At 60.7% G+C, this 13,872-nt stretch carries 14 protein-coding genes; 4 read left to right on the forward strand and 10 right to left on the reverse strand.

Features of this window, described 5'->3' with window-relative positions; all coding sequences use genetic code 11:
* Nucleotides 1-173: 173 nt before the first annotated feature.
* Nucleotides 174-2,807, forward strand: coding sequence for an excinuclease ABC subunit UvrA (gene uvrA / locus ACYZTY_RS11525; protein ID WP_461958580.1), 2,634 nt, complete (start codon nt 174-176; stop codon nt 2,805-2,807).
* Nucleotides 2,808-2,916: 109 nt separating this feature from the next.
* Here the strand turns inward: uvrA and ACYZTY_RS11530 are convergent, their stop codons facing one another.
* From ACYZTY_RS11530 to ACYZTY_RS11555, 6 genes are read right to left on the reverse strand one after another with little or no spacing between them, the layout of a single operon-like run.
* A complete protein-coding gene (locus ACYZTY_RS11530; RefSeq protein WP_461958581.1) occupies nt 2,917-4,860 on the reverse strand; it encodes a response regulator in 1,944 nt (647 codons plus the stop codon).
* A complete protein-coding gene (locus ACYZTY_RS11535; protein ID WP_461958582.1) occupies nt 4,850-5,725 on the reverse strand; it encodes a sensor histidine kinase in 876 nt (291 codons plus the stop codon). Before ACYZTY_RS11535 ends, ACYZTY_RS11530 begins: the two co-directional genes overlap by 11 nt.
* Nucleotides 5,718-6,728, reverse strand: a complete 1,011-nt coding sequence (locus ACYZTY_RS11540) for an ATP-binding protein (protein WP_461959300.1) — start codon at nt 6,726-6,728, stop codon at nt 5,718-5,720. The genes ACYZTY_RS11535 and ACYZTY_RS11540 overlap by 8 nt, the downstream gene beginning before the upstream one ends.
* The gene (locus tag ACYZTY_RS11545; protein ID WP_461958583.1) at nt 6,725-7,129 is read right to left on the reverse strand and encodes an anti-sigma regulatory factor; all 405 of its coding nucleotides are present in this window, start codon (nt 7,127-7,129) and stop codon (nt 6,725-6,727) included. Before ACYZTY_RS11545 ends, ACYZTY_RS11540 begins: the two co-directional genes overlap by 4 nt.
* Nucleotides 7,126-7,488: an STAS domain-containing protein gene (locus tag ACYZTY_RS11550; protein WP_461958584.1), complete on the reverse strand. Its 363-nt coding sequence runs from the start codon at nt 7,486-7,488 to the stop codon at nt 7,126-7,128. The genes ACYZTY_RS11545 and ACYZTY_RS11550 overlap by 4 nt, the downstream gene beginning before the upstream one ends.
* A gap of 4 nt (nt 7,489-7,492) precedes the next feature.
* The gene (locus tag ACYZTY_RS11555; RefSeq protein ID WP_461958585.1) at nt 7,493-8,344 is read right to left on the reverse strand and encodes an STAS domain-containing protein; all 852 of its coding nucleotides are present in this window, start codon (nt 8,342-8,344) and stop codon (nt 7,493-7,495) included.
* A 284-nt stretch (nt 8,345-8,628) separates the two neighbouring features.
* Here ACYZTY_RS11555 and ACYZTY_RS11560 point away from each other — a divergent pair, with 284 nt between their 5' ends.
* On the forward strand, nt 8,629-8,901 hold the full coding sequence (locus tag ACYZTY_RS11560; protein WP_461958586.1) for a hypothetical protein: 273 nt from the start codon (nt 8,629-8,631) through the stop codon (nt 8,899-8,901).
* 56 nt (nt 8,902-8,957) lie between these two features.
* Here ACYZTY_RS11560 and ACYZTY_RS11565 read toward each other — a convergent pair whose 3' ends face one another.
* The gene (locus ACYZTY_RS11565) at nt 8,958-9,479 is read right to left on the reverse strand and encodes a DUF4142 domain-containing protein (RefSeq protein WP_461958587.1); all 522 of its coding nucleotides are present in this window, start codon (nt 9,477-9,479) and stop codon (nt 8,958-8,960) included.
* 220 nt (nt 9,480-9,699) lie between these two features.
* Between ACYZTY_RS11565 and ACYZTY_RS11570 the strand changes: the two genes are divergently transcribed.
* Together ACYZTY_RS11570 and ACYZTY_RS11575 are read left to right on the forward strand one after the other, a co-directional pair.
* Complete coding sequence (locus ACYZTY_RS11570) at nt 9,700-9,942, forward strand: hypothetical protein (protein ID WP_461958588.1); 243 nt, start codon at nt 9,700-9,702, stop codon at nt 9,940-9,942.
* A gap of 111 nt (nt 9,943-10,053) precedes the next feature.
* A complete protein-coding gene (locus ACYZTY_RS11575; RefSeq protein WP_461958589.1) occupies nt 10,054-10,314 on the forward strand; it encodes a hypothetical protein in 261 nt (86 codons plus the stop codon).
* Between the two features lie 139 nt (nt 10,315-10,453).
* Here the strand turns inward: ACYZTY_RS11575 and ACYZTY_RS11580 are convergent, their stop codons facing one another.
* From ACYZTY_RS11580 to ACYZTY_RS11590, 3 genes are all read right to left on the reverse strand, one after another.
* On the reverse strand, nt 10,454-11,545 hold the full coding sequence (locus ACYZTY_RS11580) for an SMP-30/gluconolactonase/LRE family protein (protein ID WP_461958590.1): 1,092 nt from the start codon (nt 11,543-11,545) through the stop codon (nt 10,454-10,456).
* Complete coding sequence (locus ACYZTY_RS11585; protein ID WP_461958591.1) at nt 11,542-12,687, reverse strand: SRPBCC family protein; 1,146 nt, start codon at nt 12,685-12,687, stop codon at nt 11,542-11,544. The genes ACYZTY_RS11580 and ACYZTY_RS11585 overlap by 4 nt, the downstream gene beginning before the upstream one ends.
* A 100-nt stretch (nt 12,688-12,787) precedes the next feature.
* Nucleotides 12,788-13,651, reverse strand: a complete 864-nt coding sequence (locus ACYZTY_RS11590; RefSeq protein ID WP_461958592.1) for a LysR family transcriptional regulator — start codon at nt 13,649-13,651, stop codon at nt 12,788-12,790.
* Nucleotides 13,652-13,872 lie beyond the last annotated feature (221 nt).

The following is a 13,872-nucleotide window of genomic DNA, read 5'->3' on the forward strand; positions in this document are numbered from 1 at the left end:
GGAATAACCCCTGTAGGAGTGAGCCTTGTGGTGAGGGGATTTATCCCCGTTGGACTGCGCAGCAGGCCCATTTTAGGGGCCGCTTCGCGACCCAACGGGGATAAATCCCCTCACCACAGGACTTGCTCCTACAGGGGTTTGTGTTTTTTTCTGCAATCTAATTAGGGCCCCCGATGACTTCAACGCGCACCTCCAATCCTCCTTCCGGCATGGTCAGGGTACGCGGTGCCCGAGAACACAATCTCAAGAACATTGACGTCGACATTCCCCGGGACGCATTGGTGGTGTTCACCGGCGTTTCGGGTTCGGGCAAGTCGTCGCTGGCGTTCTCCACTTTGTATGCCGAAGCGCAACGCCGCTATTTCGAATCCGTAGCGCCGTATGCGCGGCGGCTGATCGATCAGGTCGGTGTACCGGACGTGGATTCCATCGAAGGCCTGCCACCGGCCGTGGCTCTGCAACAGCAGCGCGGCACACCGAGTACGCGCTCTTCGGTGGGCAGCGTGACAACGCTGTCGAGTCTGATCCGCATGCTGTACTCCCGGGCCGGCAGCTATCCGCCGGGCCAGCCGATGCTGTACGCCGAGGACTTCTCGCCCAATACGCCTCAAGGTGCCTGCCCCGAATGCCATGGTTTGGGCCGGGTCTATGAAGTCACCGAAGCCTTGATGGTCCCGGACCCGAGCCTGACCATCCGCCAGCGCGCGGTGGCTTCCTGGCCAACGGCGTGGCAAGGACAGAACCTGCGCGACATCCTGGTGACGATGGGCTACGACGTCGATAAACCCTGGCGCGATCTGTCGAAAAAGCAGCGTGACTGGATCCTCTTCACCGAGGAAACACCGACCGTTCCGGTGTATGCCGGGCTCACCCCCGAAGAAACCAAAGTCGCGCTCAAACGTAAAATGGAGCCCAGTTATCAGGGAACGTTTACCGGCGCTCGACGCTACATCCTGCACACGTTCAGCCATTCGCAAAGTGCGCTGATGAAGAAGCGTGTCGCGCAATTCATGCTTGGCAGCCCGTGCCCGTTGTGCGACGGAAAACGGCTCAAGCGCGAGGCGTTGTCGGTGACTTTTGCCGGTTATGACATCGGTGAGCTGTCGCAGATGCCGTTGCTGCAAGTGGCCGAGGTGCTGAAACCGGTGGCGGCCCACAGTTACCTGGAGCAGGCCGATGAGGCGGGCGAAGTGTTGACTCACAGCCAGACGCGCGAAGCCCGTGAACAGCGCGTGGCCCACGGCGCCAGCGCTCATGCCAACGCGCCGGACGTGCGGCATACGCCTAACCTGTCAGTGGAGAAACGCCTGGCCGCGCAACGGATCGCTCAGGACTTGCTGGAGCGGGTCAGCACCCTGACCGACCTGGGTCTTGGTTACCTGGCCCTGGAGCGCAGCACGCCGACGTTGTCGTCCGGCGAGTTGCAGCGGCTGCGCCTGGCCACTCAGCTGGGCTCGCAGTTGTTCGGCGTGATCTACGTGCTGGATGAACCGTCGGCCGGTCTGCACCCGGCGGATGGCGAAGCGCTGTTTGAAGCGCTGCAACGCTTGAAGGCGGCCGGCAACACGCTGTTTGTGGTTGAGCACGATCTGGAAACCATGCGTCGTGCGGACTGGCTGATCGACGTCGGCCCGGCGGCGGGTGAGCATGGCGGGCGGATTCTGTACAGCGGACCACCGCAGGGGCTGGCCGAGGTCAATAACTCGCAGACACGTGCCTATCTGTTCGCCGAACAGGTCACTGAAACCAGAACTCAGCGCAAGCCGACCGACTGGCTGCGCCTGGAAGGCATCACGCGCAACAACCTGAACGACCTCAGCGTCGAGTTTCCTCTGGGGTGTTTCACCTCGGTGACCGGTGTTTCCGGTTCCGGCAAATCAAGCCTGGTTAGTCAGGCGTTGCTGGAGTTGGTGGGCGCGCATCTGGGACGTGCCGCCAGCGGCAGCGAGCCTGAAGAGTTGAGCCTTGAAGACGATGCGCCGCAAGTCAGCGGCGGTCAGGTCACGGCCGGGCTGGAATCGATCAAGCGCCTGGTGCAGGTCGATCAGAAACCCATCGGCCGCACGCCGCGCTCGAACCTGGCGACGTACACCGGGCTGTTCGACAACGTGCGCAAACTGTACGCCGCCACCCCCCAGGCCCAGGCCGAGGGTTACGACGCCGGGCAGTTCTCCTTCAACGTCGCCAAGGGCCGTTGCCCGACCTGCGAAGGTGAGGGCTTTGTCAGCGTTGAGTTGTTGTTTATGCCCAGCGTCTATGCCCCGTGCCCGACGTGTCATGGCGCCCGCTATAACCCCGAGACGCTGGCGATCATCTGGCAGGATCTGAACATTGCGCAGGTGTTGCAGTTGACGGTGGACGAAGCGGTCGAGGTGTTCACCGAGCAACCAGGCATTCGCCGTTCGCTGGAGGTGCTGCGCGATATCGGCCTGGGCTATCTGCGCCTCGGCCAGCCAGCCACGGAGCTCTCGGGTGGCGAAGCCCAGCGCATCAAACTGGCGACCGAGCTGCAACGCAACCAGCGTGGGGCGACGTTGTATGTACTCGACGAACCGACGACCGGTTTGCACCCACGGGACGTTGACCGGCTGCTTGAACAGTTGAATACGCTGGTGGCGGCGGGGCACACGGTGATTGTGGTTGAGCATGAAATGCGCGTGGTTGCGCAGAGTGACTGGGTGATCGATATCGGACCGGGGGCGGGGGATCAGGGCGGGAAGATTGTCGTTGCCGGCACGCCGCAGAAAGTGGCCAGGAGCAAGAAGAGCCGCACGGCTCCGTTTTTAGCCCGGACACTTTCCCTGTAGGAGCGAGGCTTGCCCGCGAATGAAGCGCCGCGGACATTCAGACAAACCCGGTTATCGTTCTTCGCGGGCAAGTCGGATCGCCGCACCGCTCGCTCCTACAGGACCTGCGTCAGGCGCAGTCGATGGTGCGCCGGACCTTGTCCAACAGCTCATTGATCTGAAACGGCTTGATCAGCATGTCCATGCCTTCGCCCAGGAACACCTGGCGGTTGATCGCATTCTCCGCGTAACCGGTCATGAACAGGATCGGTAGGTCTTCACGCCAACTACGGGCGACATCGGCCAGTTCCCGGCCGTTCATGCGCGGCAAACCCACGTCCGTCAGCATCAGATCAATCGTGGGGTCGTTTTGCAGGCGTTCAAGGGCGCCTTCGATATCGCATACCTGGGTGCAGCGGTAACCGGCATCCACCAACACTTCGGCGACAAACATGCGCACCGACGGCATGTCTTCGACAATCAACACATGCTCACCCGAGCCCTGTTGATCGACTGTCGTCTGTTCCGCTTCAGTGGCCGTCGGATCGGCACTGGCGGGCAGCATGATGGTCACTTCGGTGCCACGGCGGGCCACGCTGCGGATGTGCGCATCGCCACCCGATTGCCGGGCGAACCCGTAAATACTCGACAACCCAAGCCCGGTGCCCTGGCCCAGTGGCTTGGTGGTAAAAAACGGGTCGAACACCTTGTCGATCACATTGTGTTCGATGCCCGTCCCGTCATCGCGCACGGACAACGCGACATACGCCCCGTCCGCCAGTTTCAGATCACCGCGCGAATACGCCGCGTAGGTGCTGACCCAGATATTCCCGCCTTGCGGCAACGCATCGCGCGCATTGATCACCAGATTGAGTACGGCGCTTTCCAGCTGGATCGGGTCGACCAGGGCAATTGCGGCTTTGGAGGTCAGTTCGAGTTTCAGCGCAATGTGTTCGCCGATGGTGCGCGCCAGCAATTCTTCAAGGGAGCGGATGTGTTCGTTGATGTCCACCGGCCGGGTATTGAGCGGCTGCTGGCGGGCGAAGGCCAGCAAGCGATGGGTCAGGGAGGCAGCGCTCATGGCCGAGTTCAGCGCCGCTTCGGCATAGAACTGGACCTTGTCGGTACGCGAATCGGCCACCCGTTTCTGGATCAATTCCAGGCTGGTGATGATGCCGGTCAGCAGGTTGTTGAAGTCATGGGCGATGCCGCCGGTCAACTTGCCCAGTGCGTCCATTTTCTGCACTTGCAGCAACTGGCTTTCGGTGCGCACGCGCGCGGCGATCTCGTGTTCCAGTTGCAACGTGGTGTCGTCGAGCCGGGCCAGGTGCGAGCGTTCGCGATGGCGATGCTCGGTGACGTCCTCCACGAACACCAGGCTCAGTTCAGGGGTGCGATAGGGCGAAATCTGCCACTCGGTTTCCCGCAGTTCCCCTTCGATCCGCATATTCAGCGTGCCTTTCCAGCGTTCACCCGCTGTCAGGCGCAGGCGCAGTTCATCAAGGATCGCTTGCTGTTGGTCGGCGAAGCATTCGCGCAAGGTGTCCGGGTCGCGGTTGTCCTGAATCAATCGGGAGAAGGCATGGTTGCATTCGTGGACTTTGAACTGGGCGTCCAGCACCGCGATGGGTGCCGAGACATTGACGAAAATCTCGCGAAAACGCGCCTCGCTTTCACGCAGGGCGTTTTCCGTATCACGCACCCGCAGCAGGGTGCGCAGGGTCGCCAGCAACACGTCCGGGTCCACGGGATGGATCAGGTAGGCATCGGCCCCGGCGTCCAGGCCGGTGATGATGTCACCGGTCTGGATCGACGCCGCCGACACGTGAATTACCGGCAGCAACGCCGTGGCGGGTTCCGAGCGCAGTTTACGGACAATGTCGAAGCCGCTCATGTCGGGCAGGTTGACGTCCAGAATCAGCGCATCGATCAATTCGCTGTCGATCAGCGCCAGGCCGTCGCCACCGGTCCCGGCTTCGAGCACGATGTAGCCGTGCGGCTCCAGGCGTCGGCGCAGGGCGTAGCGAGTGGCGACGTTGTCGTCGACGATCAACAGGCGAATGTCACGTTTCATCGGCAGGCTCCATGGCAATGGCCAGCGGGATGATCACGAAAAAGGTCGAACCGACCCCGGGAGTACTCTCGACCCCGACTTCGCCACCCAGCAGTTCGGCGAAGCGTTTGCACAAAGACAAGCCCAGACCGGTACCGCGCAAGCGTTTCTGCAGGGGCGAATCGACTTGGGAAAAGTCCTCGAACAATGCGCCATGTAGCTCGGCAGCGATACCTATTCCTGTATCGGTGACGGCAAAGCGCACGTGGCTGGCGCCTTCGAGAGAGGCCGAAACCCGTACTTCACCGCGGGTGGTGAACTTCAGCGAATTGGAAATGAAGTTGCGCAGGATCTGCGCCAGCTTCTTGTCATCGGTGTACAGGCGCGGCAGACCCACCGGTTCTTCGAAGATCAGGTCCACCGCCGAAGCGTCGACGATCGGGCGAAACATGCCGCGCAGGGCGGCGAACAAGTCGAACATGTCGAACCAGGCAGGCGATATAGTGATACGCCCGGCCTCGATTTTCGCAAGGTCCAGCAAGTCGTCGACCATGTCGCTCAGTTCCCGCGCGGCGGTGCTGACGAACGTGACCTGCTTGTGTTGCTCGGGGCTTAGCGGGCCGTCGAGTTCATCGGTCAGCAGGCTGGCGATGCTCAGGATCGAGCCCAGCGGCGTGCGAAACTCGTGGCTCATGTACGACAGGAAGCGGCTTTTGAGGTCCGACGCCTGGCGCAGTTCTTCAGCCTGGGTGTCGAGCTCGGCGTACAGCGCGAGCACGCCCTGATTGGTTTCATCGAGCTCTTCGCGCAGCGCTGCGGTTTCGTTCTGCAAGCGCTCAATCAGTGCCGAGGGTTCTTCGATCGGCGGCATGGGCGACTCAGCCATGGGCGGCCTCCAAAGCAACGACCAGTACCGTCACATCGTCCCGGCCGCGACAGAAATCGCGATGCAGGACTGCGGCTATCACGGCGGGATGTCGGTGCACCAGGCCGGGGTAGTCGTTCAAATTCCAACGGGACTGCAGGCCGTCGCTGTACATGATCAATAGATGTCCGTTCACGTGAGCATAGTCAAAAGGCTGGGCTTTCCGGTATTGCCCGCCGACGATACCCGGATGGGACGCCAGGCCACGGGACTTGTCCAGGCTGATCAAGTTGCCGCCGATGTTGCCGATGCCGGTGAATCTGAGGGTGCCAAGGTGGCCGTCGAACTGCGCGATTGCCAGGGCGCCGCCCCGGGTGCCAATCATGGCCTGGTGGATGTCTTCGAGCAGGAACAGTGGCAAGGCAAACGGCGCCACGGCGAAGGCTTTTTCACCGGCGCGAGCGGCGCGTTCGGCTTCTTCACCATGGCCCAGGCCGTCGATGACCAAGGCACTGATATTTGCCCCATCGAACGCCAGGTGCCAGACGTCGCCGCACGCCGGGTCGTCGTGCAACGAGTGCTGGCTGATGCCGATGCGCAAGTCCGCTGCCTTGCTGGCGCGTGGATACAAACGGGCCAGCAACACGGTGCCGCGCGAGTCGGTGTGCACATCGAAGACGTCCGCCTGGCGCGACACCGCACCGAGGCCGATGCCCTGAGTGCCTCCCGTGGAAAACCCGTCAGCCATGCACGCCTGCAAGTCAAAGCCTTGGGCACGGTCCACCGCAAGCATCTCGATGCCGCTGGCGTTTTTACCGGGCAGGATTCGCAAGTGCAATTCGCCCCGGGTTGCGTGCTTGAGTACGTTGCTGGCCAATTCAGTGGCCACCAGCGCCACGCGGCCGGCATCCGTTGCGTCGAAACCATGGTCTTCGGCGAGCTTCTGCGCGGTGCGCCGGGCAAAGCCGATCTGGCTGCTGTCCTCGATCAACAGCACTTGGGTCATCAACCCCCCAATGTTCATGTCCATCGGGTGATCGTTATGCGAGTGCCTTTCCCGGGCTCGGTGTCCAGTTCGAACTCCTCCACCAGCCGTTTTGCCCCGGTCAAGCCAAGGCCCAGACCGCTGCCGGAGGTCCAGCCGTCGGTCATGGCCAGTTTGATGTCCGGGATGCCGGGGCCTTCATCGCGAAACGTCAGGCGCAAGCCGACCCTCGAGTTTTCGTCGAGGATCTGCCAGTCCATGTCGCCACCGCCGCCATACACCATGGTGTTGCGCGCCAGCTCGCTGACGGCAGTCACCAGTTTGGTCAGGTCAATCAGGCGCATGCCGCATTCGGTGGCCAGCTTGCGCGCAGTCTGCCGGGCCAGGACCACGTCCTGCTCGATCTGGATTGGCTGAGTGCCGCTGCTGCGCAGGGTCATTGCTTGAGTACTCGTTCATGAAGCAGTTTCATCCCGCGCTCGACGTTCAGCGCGGTGCTGACCCCGGGCAAGGTCAGGCCGAGCTCAACCAGCGTAATCGCCACGGCGGGCTGCATGCCCACCAGCACGGTCTCGGCGTCCATGATTTTCGACAGCCCGGAAATCGTCCCGATCATCCGGCCAATGAATGAATCGACCATGTCCAGCGCGGAAATATCGATCAACACGCCCCGCGCCGAGGTTTTGCTGATGCGCTCCGACAGGTCATCCTGCAAGGTCAGGGCAAGCTGGTCGTGCATGTCGACCTGAATGGTCACCAGCAGAAAATCGCCCATTTTCAGAATAGGAATGCGTTCCATCGGCTTATACCGTCTTGCTGACAGTGATTCCCAGACGGGTCAGCGCCAGTTTGAGGGCATCGGCCAGGTTGGCCTTGGTGACCACGCCTTGCAGGTCCAGCCCCAGGTGGACGATGGTCTGAGCGATCTGCGGACGCACGCCGCTGATGATGCAATCGGCGCCCATCAGGCGAATCGCGGTCACGGTTTTGAGCAGGTGCTGGGCCACCAGGGTGTCGACGGTGGGCACGCCGGTGATGTCGATGATGGCAATTTCCGAACCGGTGTCGACGATCCTTTGCAGCAGCGATTCCATCACCACCTGGGTGCGTTGCGAGTCCAGGGTGCCGATCATCGGCAAGGCGAGTACGCCGTCCCAGAGCTTGACCACCGGGGTGGAGAGTTCCAGCAGTTCTTCCTGTTGACGCTTGATCACCGCTTCGCGGGATCTCTGAAAGGTACGAATGGTGTGCATGCCCAGCGCATCGAGCAGCTCGGACACTTCCCAGAGCTGTTCGGCTAATACCGCCGGGTTGTCTTTGTAGTGGGATTGCAACAGGGAAAACAGCGGACCTTTCAGCGAGAAAATGAAGCTGGCGGTCTGGTGGGAGTCCTGACCGAGCTGGGCGCGGCTGTGGGAGAGTTTTTCGAGGAATTGGCGAACTTCGTCCCAGCCCGGTGCGGCGATGTTCGGGCCGTTGCCGTTTTCCAGGCCCGTGACCACCAGTTGCAGAAATTCCGAGGTCTGCTGCTTCAGCTCATGGTCCTTGAGGTTACGGTTGGCACCACTGGCTTCAAGGCTTGTGACCCAATCGCCAAGCAATTGCGCGTGGTTGTTTTTCATCGCGTCGAGCGTGCTGATCTGCATTGCTGCCATGTCCTTGTGCTCCTGAAATTTGACGGGCCGATTCCCCAAAAAACAACGGGCCCGAGTCAGTGACATTTGCCGAGTGAAATAGTTGGTCAATCGGGCGGGATATTTTCCATCCTGACCAGTACTTGCCCGATAACTCTAGTCGGCACAGCCGTCGACGACGATTTTTTGACCTTGATCCTGCCAGGTGACTGTCCTTTGGATTGAACCCCTGTCCGCGGTTGGCTTCGAACCTTCAAGGCCCCGGCTGTTTGTATCGTGGGCTTGCCGTCACGAGCGAGGTACGTATGAAAGACGAATCGACACAACGACAGGAACAATCGGGGGCGCCGGTCGACCGCAATGACCCGGCGATTGACCCGCAGACCCCGGGTGAGGGCGCGCCGGGTGGTCAGCGTCAAAGCCAATCCACCGGCTCGCCAAGCGCCGATGCAGCGGTGGATCAGAAGAACCATCACACCGACAACGACAATGAGTTCAGCCCTGGTTTCAAACCGACGCCCGACCGCCCAAAACCCGGCGAAGATACGGATGCCGACATCGATACGGATGGCGGCTAGTCCCGTCAGGCTTAAAAAAGAGGCCGCATCAAACGATGCGGCCTTCTTTTTGAACATTATTTGCTGGGATGGGCGGCCTGAAGCTTTTTCGCCATATCCAAATGTTTTTCCAGGGCTGGCAACATTTTCTGCGCGAAGCCTTTCAGGTCGGTGGCGCCTTTGACCTTGTCGTCCGTCACCGTGTTGGCTTGTTTTTTGAACAGCTCGATGGTTTCTTCGTGGGCCTTCACCTGGTTATTGGCATAGGCCGCATCGAAGGATTCGTCGCGCATGTCGAGGATTTTTTCCTTGGCCTGCTTGACCAGCGTCGTGTCGTCCGGCACCTCGATATCGTTCTTTTTCGCCAGCGCAGTCAATTCCTTATTAGCCTTGGTGTGGTCGGTGATCATCATATTGGCGAACGCCTTGATGTCCGCTGATGAGCTTTTTTCCAGGGCCAGTTTGCTGGTTTCGACTTCAGCGATGCCGCCTGCGGCGGCGTTGTCGACAAAGTCATTGGAAGTGGCGGCAAAAGCGGTGCCCATGCTGGCGCTCAAGGCTACGGCCAGGGCGAGGTGGCGCAGGGTGAATCCGTCCATTGGTCATTCTCCACACAGGATTTTGGTCAGCGATCAAGATGATCGTTATTCAATGGAGGCGGGCGCTCGGGCAAAGGTTTTATCGGGATTGCGCCAGGACGACGAACGGACACCGCTGGTCTGATAGGCGGTCGACAGAACCCGTTAACCGAGGCCATTCTGATAGTTGGTGAACGCAATCGATCGCGTTTGCTACCCGAAAAACAAACGGAGGTGTTCCATGCCGGTGCCACACGACCTTTATCAGGACCTGAAACTTTCAAAGGAAGATGTCCAGAAAAAACGCACCAAGGATCCGTTACTGGATTCGCTGATCAACAAGTATTCGCAAGCGGACGCCGAGGTGGTAAAGGCTGAAACCGCACAATCGGATGCGCCCAGCGATGACGCATTGAAGAAACTCAAGGAGAAGCGCGTGCAGGTCAAGAATCAGATCGTTGATCGGCTCCAGACGCCATCCTGACGCACCTTGCCAACCCACCGACAACCGGTGACTGAAAAATTGGAACGGTGATCAATACCGGCACCTCGAAAGATCAGAGTCCGACCTTTTCGACTCCCTGCGAGGTGCCTTATGACCGAACCAGCGTTTCCCGACAAAGAAGAGTTTCCCAGCGAAGAGCAGGGCGGGTTCGACCCGATTCCCACTCATCCTGAACCGTTAAGCCCCGGCCGCACAGCGGTGAACCCCGAGGATGAACCGGGCATCGACGAATTGCCGAACAATGAAGGTGTGCGTCCGCTGGATGAGGACGACTCCACCTCGATGGACCCGGAACGGGTGCGTGAAGAAACGGACCACGCCGTACGCGATAACAAAATGGATCCCCGCTAACCCCACTCCACACAGATCCCCTGTAGGAGCGAGCGGTGCGGCGATCCGACTTGCCCGCGAAGAGGCCTACACATTCAATATAGATATCTACTGAATAGACGCCTTCGCGGGCAAGCCTCGCTCCTACAGTTGATTTTCGTTATTTCTGGAGGGCGGTGGTCAGGGGCAAGCGCGCCATGTTGTTTGCTTTCAGCGAGCCCAGATACAACCAGTCCCCATACTCGCGCACCGTGGTAATCGGCGAGTAATTGCCGGTATTAGCATCCTGCAGGTTGGCAATCACCTTGCCGTCAAGGTCCAGACCCAGCGCAAAGGCGCGCTTTTCCACGGGTTTGGGTAGCACCGTCATTGCCCGTACGATCATCTTGCGCACGAACGGGTGCGGCGCCGTGGCGTCAAGCAGTGCATTGCGCGGGGCGTAGAGCGCCACCCAGAAGCGGTCGCGGCCATTGAAAGCGAGGTTGTCCGGCAGCCCGGGCAGATTGTCGATAAACACGTCGTGGGTGCCGGCTTTCGGCCCACTCAACCACAAGCGAGTGATTCGGTAAGCACCGGTTTCATTGACCAGCACAAAACTATCGTCCGGCCCCAGCGTCACACCGTTGGCGAACTCCAGCTTGTCGAGCAGCACCGCCGTCTTGCCGGTCTGGAAGTCATAACGCAACAAACGACCGTCGCCGCCGTGCTCAAGGATCGCCTCGCCATCCTTGCCGTAGCCCCAGCGGCTGGAGGCGTCGCTGAAGTACGCGTAGTGCCCGGGCTTGTCGATGGCCACGTCATCGGTAAAACCGAAGGGCACGTCGCCGGCCGCAGTGGTCAGCGGGATCAACCGACCCTGGGCATCCAGGGACAGCAAACCTTTGACGCCGTCAGCGATCACCAGCAATCCATTCGGGTGTCGCGCCAGGCCCAGAGGCCTGCCGCCGGTGTCGGCCAGCACTTTGATGACCTTGCCGTCGAGGCTGGTGCGGATCAGCCGGCCGTCGTGTAGACCGGTGATGAGTACGTTGTCTTCCAGTAACAGCGCCTCGGGCCCGTCGATGTCCGCTGGACCGACACGTTCCACCCCTTTGAGACGCTGATTGTCGGCATACACGCCGCTGATGAGGGAAGGCGCAGGCGGCGGTGTCCAGGCCACCGGCCGAACCTTGGTCGGGAACAACAACAGGAAAGCCCCCAGGGCAATAATCAGCAGCAACAGCAGATTGCGAAGCCTTAAGGTTCTTCTCACGCGCTGACTCCTGCCGGCGTCAGGTGTTTTTGCGCCATTTCGCGCAATGCCAGCATCGACGCTGCGGATTCGCGCTCGATGCGACGTTTGAGCAGCAGTTGATTGGTGATACGCATCGCCAGGCCACTGAATTGATACTCCAACGTGCGCACGAAGCGTGTGCCTTCACCCTGTGCCTCGCATTCGTAGGTCACGACCAGCGATAACCCATGATCACCGCGTGCCCAGGCACTCCAGCGTCGTCCTGGCAGGTATTCGTTGACCTCCCAGCTCAAGTGCCCCGCCCGCCCGCCGGCACTGATGTCCTCCTCGAACCGCTGACCGGCATGCAGCGGGCCAACCTGCCCCTGGACCTTGAGGGAGGATGGGTGCCACTCCGGCCAACGGATGACGGTGCAGGCATAAGCGAGCACTTCAATCGGGTTTCCAGCGATAGCGATCTGGTGCTGCATGCGGGTCATGGTCGTTCTCGTCAGGGGCAGGGTGTCATGCTCCGGCTCCCAGTACAGGGTGCCGAACAGGTAGTCCATCAGCGGAAAAACGATATTGAAATTGCGCTCCTGCATCAGCTCGCGACGGTGATGCAGCTCATGCAGGCGGCGCATCTGGTGGATCCACGGCAGACGCGTGACCGGGTTTTCGGGGGGCAAGTGCTCGCAGGCATGAAACACCTCGTACATCAGGTACCCGAGGACCAGACAGCCGCCAAACAACCCGGCGACGTTGGCATCAACCTGCTTGAGCAGCCACCAGAGGGGCAGGGTAATGGCGACGGTGTGCAACACGATCAGCCAGGCCGGGAACAGAATCACCCGCCAGTCCCGGGCGCTGTCGTAAGTCATGTGGCCGGGGGCGAAAAAGCTGTGATGGTCGCCGGCATGGCGGGCGTAGAACATCCGCGCGAAGCTCTTTTTGTGGTGCCCCAAATGCCGGTGCACCATGTACACGCCGAAATTGAAGAACAGCAGCGTCAGCGGCACCGCCAGCCATTCCAGCGGCTGGACCTGATGCACGGTGCTCCAGAACCCGCCGATGGCCAGCACCCCGAACAGCAGCACAAAGGCGCCGTGCAGCCAGGGGTTGTAGCGGGGATGAATGTCAGCGCGATAGCGGCTGCGAAATGCCTGGGTGGTCTGCCTCACTGCGGTCACCTCTGGTTATAGTTATAACCAGCAGATTAGCTGATCTGCCTGCGCAGACTTGAGCAAACCTGGAGGACACAAGCGCCATGATCCGGTGTATTCAGGTCAGCGGGTTCCAGCGCTGGGACCAGTCGTCGTCGGTCTTGATGACTTCGCGCAATAAATCGAAAGCCCGTTGCAGGGTCGCCGAGTCCCGATCGCGCGAGTAAACCAGGTAGGTCGGGTAGCTGAACTCCGGGGCTTTGGGCACGGGCTCCAGCACGCCGTTTTCCAGATAGCTCTGGACCACCCGGGTGCGAAAGTAGCCGCTGCCGCCGTTTTCCAGGATGTATTGCAGGGCCAGCGGCCCGAGGTTGAAGCTCAGGGCGGCCTTGGCTTTTTCCGGTAATGCGGCATCGTGTTGCCGGCGGAAGTCCGGACCCCAGTCGATGTACACGTAAGGATCGGGGCGCCCGGCCAGGCGTACCAGGATCAGTTTTTCTTCGAGGATCTGCTCGACTTGCAGACGCGGCCAATATTCAGGCTGATAGACCAGCGCCGCGTCCAGCACCCCCAGTTCCAGTTGGCGCAACAGGTTTTCGCCGTCACGGATTTCCATGCGCAAGGCGTGGCTGGGAATCTTCTCGCGCAGTTCACCGGCCCAACTGAGCATCAGCGGATTGCACAGGCTGACCTCGCCGCCGATATGCAGCACGTCGCGGTAACCCTCGGGCAACGGCAAGTCCCGACGCGCGGCTTCCCAGGTCTCGACCAGTTGATTGGCGTACACCACAAAGGCCTCGCCATTGGGCGTCAGACGCGCACCGGCGCGGTTGCGCACGAACAACGTGCTGCCCAGCTGACTCTCGAGTTTTTGCACGCGCGCGGTGATCGCGGTCTGGGTGACGTGGAGTTTTTCGGCGGCAGCGGCCAGGCTGCCGTGGCGGACAATTTCCAGAAAGGTGCGAGCGAGATCAATGTCCATGGGGCGGCCGGTGCGGGAAGTGCAGGCATTGTAAACGGATCCTGCCGGAGCCGGTTCATGTAGCAGCTGCCGAAGGCTGCGTTCGGCTGCGTAGCAGTCGTAAATCCGGCTGTCTCGGTCTATCTGAAATACCGCAGTGCCTGATATTGCGACTGCTTCGCAGCCGAACGCAGCCTTCGGCAGCTGCTACAGGGGGTGTTCAGTTATGGGGCGCGGCGAAG

The sequence above is a fragment of the Pseudomonas sp. LB1P83 genome (assembly GCF_054897885.1).